This is a genomic window from Novosphingobium jiangmenense (assembly GCF_015694345.1).
GTDB classification, from domain to species: domain Bacteria; phylum Pseudomonadota; class Alphaproteobacteria; order Sphingomonadales; family Sphingomonadaceae; genus Novosphingobium; species Novosphingobium jiangmenense.
In genome coordinates, this window is sequence record NZ_JADQDC010000008.1 from 109,711 (window position 1) to 126,775 (window position 17,065).

14 protein-coding genes are annotated in these 17,065 nt (G+C 63.6%); 5 read left to right on the top strand and 9 right to left on the bottom strand.

All coding sequences use genetic code 11. From position 1 onward, the window contains the following. Positions 1 to 62: 62 nt before the first annotated feature. The 3 genes from I2488_RS12660 (at position 63) to I2488_RS12670 (ending at position 4,403) form a co-directional block, all read left to right on the top strand. Positions 63 to 1,337, top strand: coding sequence for an SAM-dependent methyltransferase (locus tag I2488_RS12660; RefSeq protein ID WP_196276177.1), 1,275 nt, complete (start codon positions 63 to 65; stop codon positions 1,335 to 1,337). 81 nt (positions 1,338 to 1,418) lie between these two features. After that, complete coding sequence (locus tag I2488_RS12665) at positions 1,419 to 2,936, top strand: acyl-CoA carboxylase subunit beta (protein WP_196276178.1); 1,518 nt, start codon at positions 1,419 to 1,421, stop codon at positions 2,934 to 2,936. 114 nt (positions 2,937 to 3,050) lie between these two features. Further along, positions 3,051 to 4,403, top strand: a complete 1,353-nt coding sequence (locus I2488_RS12670) for an aldehyde dehydrogenase family protein (RefSeq protein ID WP_196276179.1) — start codon at positions 3,051 to 3,053, stop codon at positions 4,401 to 4,403. Here the strand turns inward: I2488_RS12670 and I2488_RS12675 are convergent. Next, positions 4,400 to 5,737 carry an acyltransferase family protein gene (locus I2488_RS12675; protein ID WP_196276180.1) on the bottom strand — a complete coding sequence of 446 codons (1,338 nt, stop codon included), beginning with the start codon at positions 5,735 to 5,737 and terminating at the stop codon, positions 4,400 to 4,402. The genes I2488_RS12670 and I2488_RS12675 overlap by 4 nt on opposite strands. Positions 5,738 to 5,871: 134 nt before the next feature. On the opposite strand from I2488_RS12675, the gene I2488_RS12680 reads away from it, so the two are divergent. Both I2488_RS12680 and I2488_RS12685 read left to right on the top strand, forming a co-directional pair. Next, on the top strand, positions 5,872 to 6,867 hold the full coding sequence (locus I2488_RS12680) for an MBL fold metallo-hydrolase (protein ID WP_214652366.1): 996 nt from the start codon (positions 5,872 to 5,874) through the stop codon (positions 6,865 to 6,867). A gap of 91 nt (positions 6,868 to 6,958) precedes the next feature. Further along, the gene (locus tag I2488_RS12685; RefSeq protein ID WP_196276182.1) at positions 6,959 to 8,173 is read left to right on the top strand and encodes an argininosuccinate synthase; all 1,215 of its coding nucleotides are present in this window, start codon (positions 6,959 to 6,961) and stop codon (positions 8,171 to 8,173) included. A 791-nt stretch (positions 8,174 to 8,964) separates the two neighbouring features. On the opposite strand, the gene I2488_RS12690 is transcribed toward I2488_RS12685, so the two are convergent. From I2488_RS12690 to I2488_RS12725, 8 genes are all read right to left on the bottom strand, one after another. Then, a complete protein-coding gene (locus I2488_RS12690; protein ID WP_196276183.1) occupies positions 8,965 to 9,267 on the bottom strand; it encodes a hypothetical protein in 303 nt (100 codons plus the stop codon). Positions 9,268 to 9,342: 75 nt separating this feature from the next. Continuing rightward, positions 9,343 to 9,771, bottom strand: a complete 429-nt coding sequence (locus I2488_RS12695) for a CHRD domain-containing protein (protein ID WP_196276184.1) — start codon at positions 9,769 to 9,771, stop codon at positions 9,343 to 9,345. A 97-nt stretch (positions 9,772 to 9,868) separates the two neighbouring features. Then, entirely contained in the window at positions 9,869 to 10,537 is a 669-nt protein-coding gene (locus I2488_RS12700; RefSeq protein WP_196276185.1) for a TadE/TadG family type IV pilus assembly protein, read from the bottom strand. Then, entirely contained in the window at positions 10,531 to 11,112 is a 582-nt protein-coding gene (locus I2488_RS12705; protein WP_196276186.1) for a TadE/TadG family type IV pilus assembly protein, read from the bottom strand. Before I2488_RS12705 ends, I2488_RS12700 begins: the two co-directional genes overlap by 7 nt. Further along, positions 11,112 to 13,034 (bottom strand): pilus assembly protein TadG-related protein, encoded by a 1,923-nt coding sequence (locus I2488_RS12710; protein ID WP_343071065.1) that lies wholly within the window; start codon positions 13,032 to 13,034, stop codon positions 11,112 to 11,114. Before I2488_RS12710 ends, I2488_RS12705 begins: the two co-directional genes overlap by 1 nt. A 164-nt stretch (positions 13,035 to 13,198) precedes the next feature. Continuing rightward, positions 13,199 to 14,389, bottom strand: a complete 1,191-nt coding sequence (locus I2488_RS12715) for a CaiB/BaiF CoA transferase family protein (protein ID WP_196276188.1) — start codon at positions 14,387 to 14,389, stop codon at positions 13,199 to 13,201. Positions 14,390 to 14,402: 13 nt separating this feature from the next. Further along, on the bottom strand, positions 14,403 to 15,950 hold the full coding sequence (locus I2488_RS12720) for an acetyl-CoA acetyltransferase (protein ID WP_196276189.1): 1,548 nt from the start codon (positions 15,948 to 15,950) through the stop codon (positions 14,403 to 14,405). Positions 15,951 to 15,996: 46 nt separating this feature from the next. Continuing rightward, positions 15,997 to 17,046 (bottom strand): AraC family transcriptional regulator, encoded by a 1,050-nt coding sequence (locus I2488_RS12725; RefSeq protein ID WP_196276190.1) that lies wholly within the window; start codon positions 17,044 to 17,046, stop codon positions 15,997 to 15,999. Positions 17,047 to 17,065: the final 19 nt, after the last annotated feature.

The following is a 17,065-nucleotide window of genomic DNA, read 5'->3' on the forward strand; positions in this document are numbered from 1 at the left end:
GTTACATGCCATCTGCACCAATTAATCCTTGCGACAGCTTCGGCTTCGCATAACCTGTGGCCATGTGGCTGCTAGACCAGATGCTCAAGAGGCTGATCCGCAAGGGTAAGCTCATCGTTATCGACCATGACGGCAAGGAGTACACCTATGGCGAGCCGTCAGCCCCTCCGCTGAAGATCCGCTTCACCGACAAGGGCGCGGCGATGCATGTCGCCAAGGATCCGCGCGTCGGCGCAGGCGAGGCCTACATGGACGGACGCATGGTGATTGAACCGCCGCACGATGTGCGCGATTTCGTCCTGTTCGTGATGGGCAATGCCAGCAGCGCCGGCGGGATCGACCGCAAGGGACCGGTCCGCAAGGCGTTGTCCAAGGTCGTCTCGCGGCTTGACCAGATCAACCAGCGCGCGCAGGCCTCGAAGAACGTCGTTCACCACTACGATCTCACGCGTCAGTTCTACGAGCTGTTCCTCGACGAGGACCGGCAATACACGATGGCCTACTTCCGCGATCCGGCGAACACGCTGGAACGCGCGCAAGTCGACAAGAAGGCGCTGATTGCTTCGAAGCTCCGGCTTGAGCCCGGTCGCGCTGAAGGCATGCGCGTGCTAGACATCGGCTGCGGCTGGGGCGGCCTTGCGCTCTACCTCAATCGCCACTTCGGCTGCGAAGTATTGGGCGTCAGCCTCGCCCCGGACCAGATCAGGTTTGCGCAGGAGCGGGCCGAGGAAGCCGGCGTGGCCGACAAGGTCAAGTTCCAGCTGATCGACTACCGCGACGTGCAGGGCCAGTTCGACCGCATCACCAGCGTCGGCATGATAGAGCATGTCGGCGCGCCAAACTTCGGCGAATACTTCGCCAAGACCAACGAACTGCTCGATCCGGACGGGATCATGCTGACCCACACGATCGGCCGCAAGGGCGCACCGGGCACGACCGACAAGTGGACGCGCAAGTACATCTTCCCGGGCGGCTACATCCCGGCGATGAGCGAACTGGTTTCGGCGCTGGAAAAGACCGGCTGGGAAGTCGGCGACATCGAGGTGCTGCGCTATCACTACGCCTATACCCTCGCCGAGTGGTATCGCCGCGCCACGATGCACCGCGACGAGATCGTCGCGCTCTATGACGAGCGCCTGTTCCGCATGTGGCAGTTCTACCTCGCCGGTGCCGAACAGAGCTTCCGCCACGGCGGCATGGTCAACTTCCACATCCAGAGCGTGAAGCGCCGCAGCGCCCTGCCGATGACGCGCGACTACATGCAGCAGGAGTGGTCACGGCTGGCCGCGCTCGACGAGGCGCCGGAGTGGCATCTGGAGCGCAAGGCGGCAGAGTAGGCGCGAAAGCGTCAAGCAATGGCGATTGCGCAGGTCGCCCAAATCGAGTGAACTGCCCCTCATAAACGGAGAGGACATCGCTTGAGCTGGGAACCCGAAATCGAGGAACTGCGCCGCCGCGAGGTGCTGGCCGAGCAAATGGGTGGCGCCGAAAAGGTCGCCCGCCAGCATAGCCGGGGCAAGCTCGATGCCCGCGCGCGCATCGCCGGGCTGGTCGATGCCGGGTCGTTCCGCGAGATCGGCAAGATCGCCGGCAAGGGCTCTTACGGACCGGACGGCGAACTGCTCGATCTCGCCCCCTCCAACCTGATCTTCGGCCGCGGCAACATCGAAGGGCGCCCTGTCGTCGCCTCGGCGGATGACTTCACCGTGCGCGGCGGAGCGGCAGACGCTGCCATCGCCCGCAAGTTCATCCAGTGCGAGCAGATGGCGCACACGCTGAAGATTCCACTGATCCGGATGATCGACGGTACCGGTGGTGGTGGCTCGGTGCGGACGCTGGAAGACATCGGCGCAACCTATGTTCCGGCAACGCCCGGCTGGGGCCATGTCGTCAAGAACCTCGAGTCCGTACCCGTCGTCGCTCTATCGCTCGGCCCGACCGCAGGCCTTGGCGCTGCCCGCGTCGTTGCCAGCCACTACTCGATCATGGTCAAGGGCCTCTCTCAGCTCTTCGCCGCAGGCCCGGCAGTCGTTTCCGCCATCGGCGAGGATCGCAGCAAGGAAGAGCTTGGCGGCAGTGCCATCCACACCCGCAACGGCGTCGTCGACGAGGAAGTTGCCAGCGAAGCCGAAGCCTTTGCCCGAGCCCGCCGCTTTCTGTCCTACCTGCCAAGCCACATCGGCGCCCCTGCCCCTCGCGCTGCTGCAACAGACCCGTCAGAACGGCGCGAGGACTTGCTGATCGGCCTGGTCCCGCGCGAGGCAAAGCAGGTCTATTCGATGCGCCGTCTGCTCGACGCCGTGGTCGACAAGGGCTCGTTGTTCGAGATGGGCCGCCTGTGGGGCCGAGCCGTGATCACCGCATTTGCCCGGCTGGACGGCTGGCCCGTGGCGGTCCTCGCCAGCGACCCCAGCTATCTAGGCGGATCATGGGATGCGCGCAGCAGCGAGAAGGCCGAACGTTTCATCAAGCTGGCGGACCAGTTCCGCCTGCCTGTTGTCCATCTGGTCGACAACCCCGGCTTCATGATCGGCCACACCGCCGAGAGCACCGGTACGATCCGCTATGGCGTGCAGGCGATGAATGCGATCTACAAGGCAACCGTGCCGCTCTGCTCGGTCATCATCCGCCGCGCCTATGGCATTGCCGGCAGCGCGATGAGCAACGCGGAGAGCTTCCAGTATCGCTTTGCCTGGCCATCGGGCGATTGGGGCAGCCTGCCGATCGAAGGCGGCATCGAAGTGGCCTACAAGTCCGATATCGAGGCGGCCGAGGACCCGGCGGCGCACCTCGAAAGCATCCGCGACCGGTTGAACCGCGTGCGCTCCCCCTTCCGCACCGCCGAGCGTTTCGGCGTGGAAGACATTATCGATCCACGCGACACCCGCCCACTCCTGTGCGAGTTCGCCGATCTGGCTTGGCGGACCCTGCCCTGAACCATCAGGTGAAATCTGCCACCCGGCAATGGAATGAAACGCGCCGAGGCGTTGCCATCGACAAGGCACTTCGTTAGCAAGACTAACGAACAAATCTCAGCAGGGTGCCTTCCGATGACCGCTCCTACCGCAGCCGATCTCTCCGCCGACATCCAGCGCGTCTTTGCGCTCCAGCAGGCGCACATGTGGGAAGCAAAGGCCTCCAGCGCCGATGTGCGCAAGGAAAAGCTCGCCCGCCTCAAGACTGCGGTCGAGTCCCACGCCGACGACATCGTCGCCGCCGTGCTGGAAGACACGCGCAAGCCGGTCGGTGAAATCCGCGTGACCGAGGTTCTCAACGTTACGGCCAACATCCAGCGCAATATCGACAATCTCGAAGAGTGGATGAAGCCGGTCGAGGTCCAGACGTCGATGAACCCGGCCGATCGCGCTGAAATCCGCTACGAGGCGCGTGGCGTGTGCCTGATCCTCGGGCCGTGGAATTTTCCGCTGGGCCTCGCACTTGGCCCGGTCGCCGCTGCCGTTGCGGCGGGCAACACCTGCATGGTCAAGCTGACCGACTTGTGCCCGGCCACCGCGAAGATCGCCTCGGTAATCATCAAGGAAGCCTTCGACGAAAAGGACGTGGCCCTGTTCGAAGGCGATGTTTCGGTGGCGACCGCGCTGCTCGATCTGCCTTTCCACCACATCTTCTTCACCGGCAGCCCCCGCGTCGGCAAGATCGTGATGGCTGCTGCGGCCAAGCACCTGACCACGGTGACGCTGGAGCTTGGCGGCAAGTCTCCGGTGATCGTCGACGACAGCGCCGACATCGACCAGATCGCCGCGCAGCTTGCCGCCGCCAAGCAGTTCAACGGCGGACAGGCCTGCATCAGCCCGGACTACGTGTTCGTGAAGGAAGACAAGAAGGCGGCGCTGGTCGAGGGCTTCAAGGCAAACGTCGAGAAGAACCTCTATGACGAAAGCGGCGCGCTGAAGAAGGACGGCATCGCGCAGGTGGTCAACAAGGCGAACTTCGACCGGGTGAAGGCGATGTTCGATGATGCCGTTGCCAAGGGCGCTACGGTGGCCGTGGGTGGCACCTTCGAGGCGGACGACCTCACCGTCCATCCCACGATGCTGACCGACGTCACCCCGCAGATGACGATCCTGCAGGACGAGATCTTCGCCCCGGTGATCCCGGTGATGACCTACGACACGCTCGATCAGGCCATCGGCTACATCGAAGCCCGCGACAAGCCGTTGGCGCTCTACGTCTACAGCAAGAACGAGGCGAACGTGGAGAAGGTCCTCGCCCGCACCTCGTCAGGCGGCGTGACGGTGAATGGCGTGTTCTCGCACTATCTCGAGAACAACCTGCCGTTCGGCGGCGTCAACACCAGCGGCATGGGCAGCTATCACGGCGTGTTCGGCTTCAAGTGCTTCAGCCACGAACGCGCGATCTACCGGCACACGCAGAGCGTCTAAAGCCTGCGGGCAAGCGTGTAGGCGGGGCCGAAGCCCACCAGCCCCGCCCCCACAAACGGCAAAGCCACGACCCAGATGCGCAGGCCGGTCACGCCTTCGGGGCTGGCGATGCTGATGGCGGCAGTCAGCGCGAGCCCGGCGCAGATCAGCGCGAGGCCAAGCAGCAGCCGCCAGTGCGCGACCTGGCGGGGCGCGCCCTTCCCCTCCGCGCTACCCATGCGCTCGAACGGCGAGAACAGGCCCAGCAAGGGGAACAGCGCCGCGATATAGACGGCGAACCAGACGGGGCGGGCCTGCCACCATGCGGCGCTGCCCGGAGCAACCTCCAGCCCCAGACCGCCGAGCAGCCATGCCGCCACCATCACCAGCACGAAGGCAGTGAGGTGCCAGAGATAGACGGTCATGATCATGCCGTTGAGCAGCACTGTCGCCGTCCAGAGCTTCGCGCCATCGAGCAGGCGCCGCATCTGCGGCTCGATCGCAAGGGCGAGGCCGGTCTGCGCGATTCCCAGCGCCAGCAGCGCGAGTGTGGGCGGCATGGAGTTGGACAGTTCCGATCCCGGCACGCCGATCATCGCCACCGGATAAGGGCCGTAGCGCACCAGCAGGGCGAGCGTTGCAAGTCCGGCCAGTCCCCAGCCCAGCGCGACCGCAGGCTTAGCGAAGCGGCCGTCGTTCCAGGCGTAGCCCAGCTGATGGACTGCCAGCCAGACGAACAGGAAGTTGGCGAAATTGATGTATGGGACGCCCCGGAACACCGCCAGATAATCGACAAGCACGGCACCAGCCACCAGCGCGAAGAACGACGCGAGCCCCCAGCGCCGCCAGGCAGCATGGCTCAACGGCACTAGCGCCGAAACCATCAGGTAGACTGCAAGGAACCACACCGGGATCAGCGCCAGTTGCGCCGCCATCGAGACGACGCTGCGTTCGATCCCCACCATGGTCCCGGCAATGGCAATTGCGGACCAGACGAGAAACAGAGGCATGACCGGGTTGATCAGCCGCTGCAGCCTTCCGCCGAACCAGTCGGAAAAGGTGCCGCCTTTGGCCTTGGTCGCCGCCCACGAGACGCCGTTGGAAAAACCGCCGACGAGGAAGAACAGCGGCATGACCTGGAAGCCCCAAGTCAGCCACTGCGTCCACGGCAGGATGCCAAGCAGGTGCCCGCCGACCACCGCGCCGTCCTTCATGTAGGGTGCGGCGACGAGCCAGTGCCCGATCACCACCGCAAGGATCGACAGGGCGCGCAGGAAATCGACATAGCGATTGCGCTCCGGCGGCGCCTTTCCGGCCATTTCCGCCGCCCGCGCCCACATCCCGGCACCAGCCATTCCGTCTCCCCCGTCAACAGCCTTTGCCCCCGCAAGATCGTGGTTCGACGCAAAGTGTCAAGGCGCGGCTGGTCTGCGCGGTTCGGCTTATGCCCAAACCGCCTGGTTGCCCCTAGCCTGCCCGCACATCGCGAATGGAGGTGACATTGTTGCGCAGCCTGAAAGCCCTGAACGGCCTGCTGGCCCTGCCCTTGCTGTTCGCAGGCGGCAAGGTGGGCGCCACGGAAATCCGCGTCCTGCCGATCAATGACCATGTCATCGCCTTCTACGATGGCCGTCCTGCCGAAAATGCTGTCGATCTCGCCAAGGCGACATGGGCTGATCACGGCGCGAACTTCGTCGGCGTGGCGACTTATGCAATTGTCGATGGCTCGGAAGCGCTGGTCTATGACACCTACCCCAGCGTCGAGCAGGCCCGGCAAGTCCGAACCTGGCTGGAAAAGCGTGGCGTCACCCATTTCATCGTCGCCAACAGCCACTGGCATCTCGATCACGTCGGTGGCAACGCGCTCTATGGTGACAGCACGATCATCGCCACTGACAAGGCCCGCGCCCAGTTGCTCAGGCACAAGGCGGCGATCGAGGATGGATCGCTGCAGGGACCGCCCGCGATCACGCCGTTCAAGGTGCCCGAAGTGGGGATCAGCCAGCCCACCACGGTCAGCGTCGGTCGCTATACGGTGGAACTGCGTCCGGTGAACATCCACTCCGCCGATGGTCTGGTAGCTTGGCTGCCCCAGGACAAGCTGCTGCTGGCAGGCGATACGCTGGAAGACACGCTGACCTTCATCGCCGAACCTGAGAGCCTTGGCGAACAGTACCGCAACCTTGGCACGATGAAGGCCTGGGGTCCTACCGGCATCCTGCCCAATCACGGCGACCCCGCAATCATCGCGAAAGGCGGCTACACGACGGCCCTGATCGAAATGACCCGGCACTACATCCGCGCCATGGTCGAACACGCCCACGACAAGGACTTCGCCACGCAATCCATCGAACGTTTCATCCCGGCAGAGCTGAAAGCCGGTACCGTAAGCGTATGGTGGGCCTACCGCGAGGCGCATCATGAGAATCTCGAGAAGGTCGCAGCCTTCTACAAGGACAAGCCGCTACCACGCTTCGATCCCTGACCGCAGGACAGACACATTCCGGCAAAACCTTGCACCCCTGCCCCCTCCCTGTTAGGCGCGCGGCGCGTATTTCACGGGAGTCGTAGCGCCCATGTCCGATATCAAGAAGGTCGTCCTCGCCTATTCCGGCGGCCTCGACACCTCCGTCATCCTCAAGTGGCTGCAGGTCACCTACAACTGCGAAGTGGTGACCTTCACCGCCGACCTCGGCCAGGGCGAGGAGCTCGAGCCTGCGCGCGCCAAGGCCAAGCTGATGGGCGTGCCCGACCAGAACATCTACATCGACGACCTGCGCGAGGAATTCGTGCGCGACTTCGTCTTCCCGATGATGCGCGCCAACGCGCGCTACGAGGGCGACTACCTGCTCGGCACTTCGATCGCCCGCCCGCTCATCTCGAAGCGCCTGATCGAGATCGCGCGTGAAACCGGCGCCGATGCCGTCGCCCATGGCGCGACCGGCAAGGGCAACGACCAGGTCCGCTTCGAACTCTCGGCCTATGCGCTCGAACCGGGCATCAAGGTCATCGCCCCGTGGCGCGAATGGGATCTCACCAGCCGCACCGCACTGATCGCCTGGGCTGAGGCCCACCAGATCCCGGTGCCCAAGGACAAGCGCGGCGAAAGCCCGTTCTCGACCGACGCCAACCTCCTCCACACCTCGTCCGAGGGCAAGGTGCTGGAAGATCCGTGGCAGGAAACCCCGGATTACGTCTACTCGCGCACGGTCAACCCGGAAGACGCGCCCGACCAGCCGGAATACATCACCATCGACTTCGAGAAGGGCGACGGCGTTGCCCTCAACGGTCAGGCGATGTCGCCCGCCACGCTGCTCGCCGCCCTCAACGACCTTGGCCGCAAGCACGGCATCGGCCGGCTGGACCTCGTCGAGAACCGCTTCGTCGGCATGAAGAGCCGCGGCATGTACGAGACGCCGGGCGGCGAAATCTATGCCCGCGCCCACCGCGGCATCGAAAGCATCACGCTCGATCGCGGCGCCGCGCACCTCAAGGACGAGCTCATGCCGAAGTATGCAGAGCTGATCTACAACGGCTTCTGGTTCAGCCCCGAACGTGAAATGCTGCAGGCGGCGATCGACCACAGCCAGGCCCGCGTCAACGGCACCGTCCGCCTGAAGCTCTACAAGGGCAGCGCCTCGGTCGTCGGTCGCAAGTCGCCCGACAGCCTCTACTCCGAACGCCACGTGACGTTCGAGGACGATGCGGGCGCGTACGACCAGAAGGATGCGGCTGGCTTCATCAAGCTGAACGCTCTGCGGTTGCGTCTTCTGGCGCAGCAGGGCCGCTGAAACCAGCGCTTCGGCGCTGCACAATAACTATCCACCGAAGAGTGCGGGGGCTGTGGATAACTCCCGCACTTTTTGCTTGCGCGACTCGGGCAAGAGGCGCAGCTTTTCGGTGTCGAGAGCGCAAAAGCCTTCGAAAATAAGCGGTCAAGCCGCTGATTTTCAAGGATAAAGTGCATAACGATACGAACACGGAAAGTTTGCAGCGTAACCAACCGGCAGGTGCCTTCGGGCTGATCTGCGGATGTGCAAAACTGCGGCCTTCGTGATCGGAAAACGGGGTGCCAAAGGCACTTCTTCAACCGGCCAAAGCGCGGCGAGGACTTCGGTCTCCATCCGGCGCGAAGCGAAGGCGAAGAGGGACCTGCAGCATTCCATACCTCCCCTCGCGGGAATTCGTCCTGGCATCGCGCAAGCCTGTCGGGGAGCGATACCCACGATGGAAGGCAACGCCCGGAACGTATCTCCCGGTCTGTTCGCAAGAACATCGGGCGGCACCAACGCGCGGTGGCAGGCAGGTGCTCGCATCTGCCGGGTCGGAAAAAGGATCGGAAGATAGCGGCGCGACCCTGTGCGAAAGCACGGATCGGCAGCAGCCCAGGGGCTTTGCGCCCCGAACGGCATCGACCGGATCGGACCTGACCAAAGCCCCGAGCAGGCGAAGGCAGAGCAGCGTGGCGACCAGAAATGGTCGGCCAAGCAGCGAGCCGGGGCAGAGGTGGCCGGAAAAGAGACGGAATGGACGTAGAGTGGGGGCCGGCAGCAATGCTGGCCCCCATTTGCTGTGCGTTGCTCTAGCCGTCAGCGGTCATTTCATCAGCGTAGACGACGATTGCAGCTCCGTCGGTCAGCGCGCTTTCGGCGGCTTGCCTCAGCACATCATCCTCGATCAGATCGGGATCGCAGATCTGCGTTCCGCGCGTGATGCGAGGAAGAAGCCAACCCTTGTCCTCGACCGCACTTACTCCTCGCGCACGGGCCGTCTGCTCGTCGGAAGCAGTGATCCACAGCATCAGCGCGTGCCGGGCACCGGGACGGAACCCGGTCTCGTCCTGAGCGACAGCCTCGGCTGTGAAGCAGAAAAGATACTCTTCCATCCCGCCAGGGGAGCAGATTGCCGATCCTCACGCAATGGCAACCCGCTCACCATGTTGGCATGGCAAGGGCATTGATCACTTCACCTCAAGCTGCCCCCGCACTGCGCCCTTGGGGAACGCAGCCGTGTGCACGTTGACGTAGTACGCCCCCGGCGCCGCGAGGATCTTCTTGAGCAGTTCCGGCTCCATCGCGATGCAGTCGTCGCTGTCCTTGCCGGTGACATCGATGGTTGCCACGGGCTTGCCGTCGTTGCCCGCGGTTCCTTCGTGGACATGGGCCATGGTCGGCTTGTCGGTCTTGTCAGCCCACAGGCTGAAGCAGAAATCGCCCGTTTCATCATCGACGTCGGCCTTGAAGCCGCCAGTGCCATCGGGATCGCCACCCGCGGTTTCAGCTGCGCCGGTCAGCGTGGCCGAAAGCGTTGCCGGTTTCGCCTGCACCGAGCCAGCCGCCACCAGCGCCAGAGAAGCGGCGCCCAGCGCCAAAGGTCTGATGTACCCCATCGTATGCTCTCCCGGTTCGAACCGGGAGCCACTCAGACTCGCCGGTTGAAAGGGATGCTACACCTTGCGACTGCGGACGGGAATTGACCGCGCGCAATCAGGTGCAGCGATAGCTCCCCCCGGTCCCCGTGATGCCCGGCGTGAGATTGCGATTGTCGCGGATAAGGAACGCCCCTTCCTTGCGGACCACCGGATTGTCGAGGAACAGATCGCCCAAAAGGCCCTCGTGACGGTAGTAGACCTCGACGAACATGACCGCGCTGTTGGCGGAAGCCGTGATCTTGGTCGCCCCGCTACCCATCCCGGTGAGCGCAGTGCCGGTCAGGCCGTTGCGCGTGCTGTCGTTGCCATAGGCCGATTGTCGCGCCAGGCGGCCATAGCAGCGCTGCCAGCGGATGTACTGCCTGCCAGTCGCCGCATCGCGCTCGAGGCTGGACAATATGATCTTCCCGCGATTGGCGAAATCCAACCCCGCAGCCTGCTCCTGCGCCCCGCGCATGACCTCGTTGATGTCCGCCTCGCTCACGGTCGGCGTCACCACGCTGTTGTCGGTCTGGCCGATACGCGATGCGTTGTCGGCCAGCGACAGCGCAATCTCGCTCATCTTCATGTCGACCGAATTCATGTAGGCCACTTCCAGCCCGTAGAGTGCGATCGAGAGAATGAATGGCATCACCAGCGCAAACTCGACAACCGACACCCCGGACGCATCGGCGGCGAGACGCCTGAGCGCCTGCCGTGTGGATATGGAAAGCCGGTTCAGCATGCGCGCGGCGTCGATCCGTAGCTGCCATCCTGAAGGGCATAGGGCTGGTTGCGCTTCACTGCGGTCGACGAGATCTCGCGTGTGCGCCAGTCGATCGGGAGAAGCGGCACTGCAAAGACCGGCTCGTAGCGGACGGTCACGGTATAGACGATAACGTCGTTGGCCCCGCCGTTTCCGGATCGTCCGAGGTCTTCATCCCACGATCCGTTGCCGTTCTCATCGGTGTAACTTTCGCCGGTCGAACAGGCGCCGTCGCTGTTTCTGTCATCGAGCGGCTCACCCTTGTTTGCATGCGCAAAGTCGAAGTAGCTCTTGCGCGTGGAGCTGACCTGCGCGCCGGGAAGCACCGGACTGATCGCCGTCTCCACTTTGGCGTCGGCGACTGTCGTATCGCCCGTCTCCAAAGTGGAATCGCGGGCCGCCTTTTCTACCGCGCCATCGAGCACGCCGACCGCGTAGACCATCTGCCCGAGATCGAGACAGCCGACGAGCGCAAGCAGGAACACGGGCATCACGAAGGCGAACTCGATCGTGGTAACGCCACCGGCGTCTTGAAGAAGCGCGCGCCTTGCCATCACTGGTAAACTCGCAGTTCGCCGACGTTCTTGGCGATTTCCTGGAAGGCGTTGTTCAACTGCGTGGCATTGGTCGCGAGGAAGGAACTGTTGCTCGATGCGCAATAGGACAGGTCGGTCGTCAAGCTCGAGGCAAAGGCGATCACCCAGACGCGGAAGCCCTTGTCCTTGGCGTTGTCGCACAATGCGCGGAAGCGCAGCGTGTGGCGGGCCGCCTGATTGCTCTGGCCATCGTCGGTCACGCGCCGATCATGCCATTCGATCCCATAGGTCGACTGGATCGAGATGCTTGGCTCCATCTGGCCGTCGGTCATGAAGATGATGTGGCGGGAAACCTTGCCTCCGTTGGTCGGCGCGGTGTTGACCGTATCGGCCCACGGTCCCTGGGGCGAGCTCAGACGCAGGCCCCAGAGCATGCCAAGGTCATGATAGGTCGATCCGGCCGCGACCAGTGAGTCGGCATAGCTGTAGAACGCAGACTGGTTCATGGTGGACAGGATCTGCGCCTGATAAGGGCAAGAGGACGATGCTCGCGTGCCTTGCGATGTCTGCGTGGCACTCGTGAGGAACGTGCCCTGCCAGGTCGTCACCTGTCGCAGGTATGCGAGTTCCGGCCACATCGGCCCCCACTTCGTGTCGGGATCGCTGTCCGGCGCCAGATCCACGTCAAGATCCAGCGCAGTCGAAGGCGACATGCCGGTCACACTCGAATAGCTGATGCTGTCCGTGGCGTCGGTTTCACGCTCCTCGATGCAGCCGCCCCAGGTGTAGCTTACTGCTGCCCCGCTTGTGCCATTGGGTTTGCTGACAGCAGCGAATGTCTTGTAGACGCTCGTGTCGACGCTGACTTCCCGGTACGCCCAGTTGGCGAACTCCTGCCGGGTGCGCGTTTCGTAGATCGGATCGGACGTGGCGAAATTGCGCGTGATGAAGTTGCGCGTCGTGTTGAAGGAAAACACGCGCCAGCGGTTGTTGTTGGTCTGTTGGCAGACGTAGTTCGTCTTGCGTTGCGGCTGGGTCGTGGTGGTGGTGACGACCTGCTGGCCGGAGCCGTTGGTGGTCGTCGAGGTAGCGGTCGTGGCGTTACCGTTGTTGGCCCACGCCAGGTCCGCCGGGCGCGCGTTGTTGCAGTTCGCTTGCGACGAATAGTTGGTGGAAGTGAACTGCGTAGTGCCGCCGACAATCTCGGTCGAATAGGTCTGCTCGCTGGTGTTGACCGGGGCTGACCACCCCGTGAACACCTGCTCGGTGATCGTGTTGAAGACCGGCTCGCGCGACTGGATCTGCCAGGTGTCGGCAAGATAGCTCGGGTTGAGGTTGTAGATCAGTCGCCCGACGTTGATCGAGGAACTGTAGGGCACGAACGCGTAGCGGATGCGTGCGTTCGATCCCTGTGTTGCCGTCGCTACCGTATCGTAGAAATTCTTCATAGCCGCGCGGAGCGCCTGAATACGGGTCTGGGTGGTGCCGGAAAGCGTGTTCCCCATCGACCCGGTCGTGTCGAGGACCATGGTGATGTCGCTATTGCCCACGCCCATCGTGGCGCTGCACGATACGCTGACCGGTATCGTGTCGATCCCGAGCATGTTCATCACGGCGGTTTCGACAGTTGTCGAGGCGGTGCCGGTGATCAGGTTGCCGTTGTTGGCCGATGCCGTGGTGAAGGTCGTTCCGGTCGCGCCGACCTCGTCCTCGACGAAGTTCGTGTTGAAGTAGGCGTTTGCCTGATTCCGGGCCGTGGTGTCATAGCCGTTGGTGGTGATCGCCCTGCGGCCCGCCAGCGTTCCGGCGTCGCAGGCGGACTGGAGCCGGTTGCGCGCCTTGTAGACCCGGTTGATGTCGAGCCCGCCGCCAATCAGCGCAACGAGCACCGGCACGCTGGCAGCGGCGATCGGCAGCACGCTGCCGACGTCGCTGGTCACAAGCCTTTTGATGAACCCCGTCATGCCAATCATTCGCTCTTGCCATTGCTGACAACGGCACAAGCAGGCCCTGACGGTTTCCAGAGTCTTACCTTGAGCGGGATTTCACCGTGCGTTCAACTTTATTTAATTCGTAATTTTCCTAATAGAGACAAATGCTTCCGTTAACTATCTTTCGGCCGTGAAAAAGCCTTCCATCCGAAGGCCCTGACCTGCTCCGTATCGGCACCGGCGAGAGGAGGAGCGAGGACCTGTTTACCATCACCAGAAACCGCAAAGCGCACTGGTGCCGCTTGCTCGAAGTACGGCCCCTCCACCGGATGTTCGCGCCGCCGGAAGAAGCCGACGTCCTGCAGGTGGGGATCGTCCATGACCTGCGACAGGTCGCGCACGGCCTGGGCGGGTATCTGTGCCGCATGACAGCGCACCAGGATCTCCGCAGTCGTCAAGGCAGGCGTGAAGCGGGTGATCGCCTGATAGAGCTCCGCCTGGGCCTTGAACCGCAGTTGCGGCGTCGCGAGATGCTCCTGCTGCAGGAAGTCCGGCTGGTCGAGCAGGGTGAAGATGCGTTCCCAGGCATCGTCGGTATAGGCCACGATGCTGATCCAGCCGTCGGCAGTCGGAAAGGGCTGGCGGTCCGGATCGATCTGCCGGGCATAGCCTGCCGGCCCATTCGGCGGATCGAAAGTCAGGCCTCCCAGATGCTCGAGCAGCATGAAGCTCGAGAACGCCTCGAACATCGGCACTTCGACCTTCTGCCCTTCCCCTGTTCGCTGCTTGTGGATGATCGCGGCCATCGCAGCATAGGCCGCATGTAGCCCGGCAACCTTGTCAGCGATCAGCGATGGCAGGTATCGCGGCCTTGGATCACCATCCACCCGCGGCAGCAGAGTGGTCGTTCCGCTCGCTGCCTGGATGACGTCGTCATAGGCCTGCAGATCTGCGTAGGGCCCGTCTTGCCCGAAGCCCACGCAATGCACATAGACCAGCCCGGGATTGATCGCCTTGAGCGCTTCGTAGTCCAGCCCGATCCGCGCCAGGGCCTTGCCCCGCACGTTGACAACGAAGACATCCGCCTCGCGCAGCAGGTCGAGGATGACGGCGCGATCATTCTCCTGCTTGAGATCGAGCGCGGCCGACTTCTTGCCGCGATTGAGCGCCATCCATGCCGGCGCCATCCCGGGGGTCACCGCCGCCTTGGCAGACCAGCGGAAGGCGTCGCCCATACCAGGCGCCTCGATCTTGATGACCTCTGCCCCGAGGTCGGCGAGGATCTGCGTGGCATAGGGGCCAAAAACCACTGTCGTGAGGTCGACAACGCGGATTCCGTCGAGCAGCACCGGCTTCTGGCTCATCTATCTGCACTCCTCAAACGAGGCGGAAGCCGTTGCGCTTTTCACCCTGATCAACTTCCACCGTCCGGCCAAGCGGATCGTATGCCAGCATAGCAGCTATCGTCGCCTCGTCGCGCGTGGTTGCAATGAAGCGTCCGCCGGACAGCAGTTCCCCAATGACAATGGCCTGATCCGGGACACCCTTGGCATAGGTCACGGTATAAGTGCCGATCCTGCCTGAACCTGTTTGCTGTTCAGCCATCGCGGCTGGCGGCGCCTTGTCCAGTTCGGCCTGCACGCCCGCAGTGTCACAGCCCGGCCACTCGCGCGGACTGCTCGAAAGCACCGCCGCCCCGTACTTCGACTGGAAGCCGCCATTCAGCCCGACCAGCCCGCTGCTGCCGGGCGCTGCGCGCAGGCGTTCGACCATGCTGGCAAAGGCGTGCATCGAGTAGTTGTTCCCGGCGCCGCCGAAGTAGGGCAAGCCGCCCGTAACAGTCAGGCCACGCGGATCGTCCGCCGACATGCCAAGGCCGTCGATCGCGGCGCAGAACACCGGGACCGGAAAACACGAATAGAAATCGAAGACGTCCAGGTCGGCAACCGACTTGCCAGCCACGTCCAGCGCCCTGGCGATCACAGCACTCGCGGCCGGATAGGCGCCAATGTCCGGTCGCTCCAGTATCTCGCGCTCGTTGGCCAAGGCAGCGCCGTGGAGATAGATCCACTTGCCTTCCTCCACCCCCGCCTCGCGCGCCGCCCCGATCGACATGACCACCACCGCTGCGGCCTGATTGACCTGATCGCGCGAAACCAGCTTCAGCGGATAGGGCTCGCAGATCATGCGATTGCGCTCGCCCGGCGTAGCAATTTCCTCTGCGGTCATCGGCCTGACGGCAGCGGAGCTGTACGGATTGCTCGCGGCGACCCGAGTGAAGGGTTCGAACAGTTCCCCCATCGCCCGCGCATATGCTTCGCGCGTCAGCCCCAAGCGGGCGCGCCGCGCATTCTCGCACAATGCGTAGGCGGTAACCGGAGCGCGGATGCCATGCGCGATGCTCGCAGGCGAAAGCGTGCCTTCGAAGCCCATCCCCTTGTCGATCCAGACCGTGCCGGATGCCTCTGGATCATCCTGCTCGCTCCAGTCGCGCTCCTCGCCCTTAGCGGAAAGGAAACGGACGGTGGAAATGGCCTCGCTGCCGAAGATCAGCGCCGCCGCCGTCTCGCCACGGGCAATGCGCTCCCCCACGTCCGCCAGCAGGGCCAGAGGCGATTGGCCGCCCACTTTTTCGAGGATTGCCACATCAGGCCGGATACCCATTCGCCTTGCCACCGCCAGCGGCAGCTTGTCCGCGCGGCCAAAAGGCACCTGCATCGCGCCCGATTCCTCGAAAGTCCGGATCGATCCGACAACCTTCACCTGTGCAGACACGGCTTCGCTTCTGTCCGTATCTGCCAGCGCAGCGTGGCATGCAGCAGCCGCGAGGTCCGCAAACGACAATCCGGCATAATCCGCCGCGTCGATCCGCTCGACGAACTGGCCGACACCGACAATGACCGGGGTGCTTTCCGAGATATCCATGTGCGCTTCCTTTTCGCCGCCACCGAACCGGCAGCCCAATGCGCAGTCAGCTCGCCAGCCGCTGCGTACCAATCTGCGCCCGGGGCCTACTCTGCGCCATCAGCGCCCTTGCCCCGGTCGACATGTGCTGGCGCAGGAAGCGGCTTGCCGCGCTGGCGTCGGTATAGCCCAGCCTGAACGACAGCTCGGTCAGGTTCGGTCGGCGTGCGGTGCGAAAATACTCGTCCGCTGTCTGCTTGCGCACTTGCTCGAGGATGATCGCGAAGCTTGTGCCGCGATCAGCCAGCCGCCGCTGCAGGCTTTGGGGCGAAAGTCCGACAAGTCCGGCAACGTGCGGCAGGTTGGCGCGCCGCTCGGCGAGGTTTGTCGCGATGAAGTAGCGGACCTGCTGGAGCAGGTCTCCGGGCCATTGGCTGTCAACCTGCGCCAGCTGCTGCTCGAGGTAACGCACCATATTGGGGTTGGCCCTTGGCGACGGTCGATGCAGGTCTGACTTGCGGAACACTATCGCGCAGCGGTCCGAACCGAACTCGATCGGGCACCGAAACACTGCTTTTAGATGGCCGACCCCACTGGACGCAGGCTGATCCAGTTCAAGCCGGATCGGAACCCAGTCCTCGCCCAGAAGCATGCGAGCAATTCGCAGCTGCAGGGTCAGCGTCGCCTGGAGGTATTGTTCCCCGCCAAACCGTGCCGGCACCATCAGGACATGGCGCAGCGCAGCCTCATGCCCGGTGATGTCGGTGCTCGATCGCATCGCCGCGCTTTCAAGATGCATGTACCGCCGCGTGATGCGGGTAGCTTCGTCAAGCGTTGCGCAATGATCCCACAACAGGCTGATCGGGCCGAAGCCCCGGATGTTGCACCACATCGCAAAGGCAACGCCGAGGTCCTCGCGGCCAGACGAGATTGCAGCGGACTGCAGCACGTCAACCTGAGCGCTGGCCGGCAGCCATTCTGCCTCCGCCGCCCGCTCGACATGGGCATAGAGGTCGGGCGGGCAAAGGCTGCGCAAATCCAGCCCGGCCTCATCGGCAAATTGGATGAACTGACGCATGGCGCTGGCATGCGCGAGACCGAATTCCGATTCCATCATGACACGATCTGACAATAGC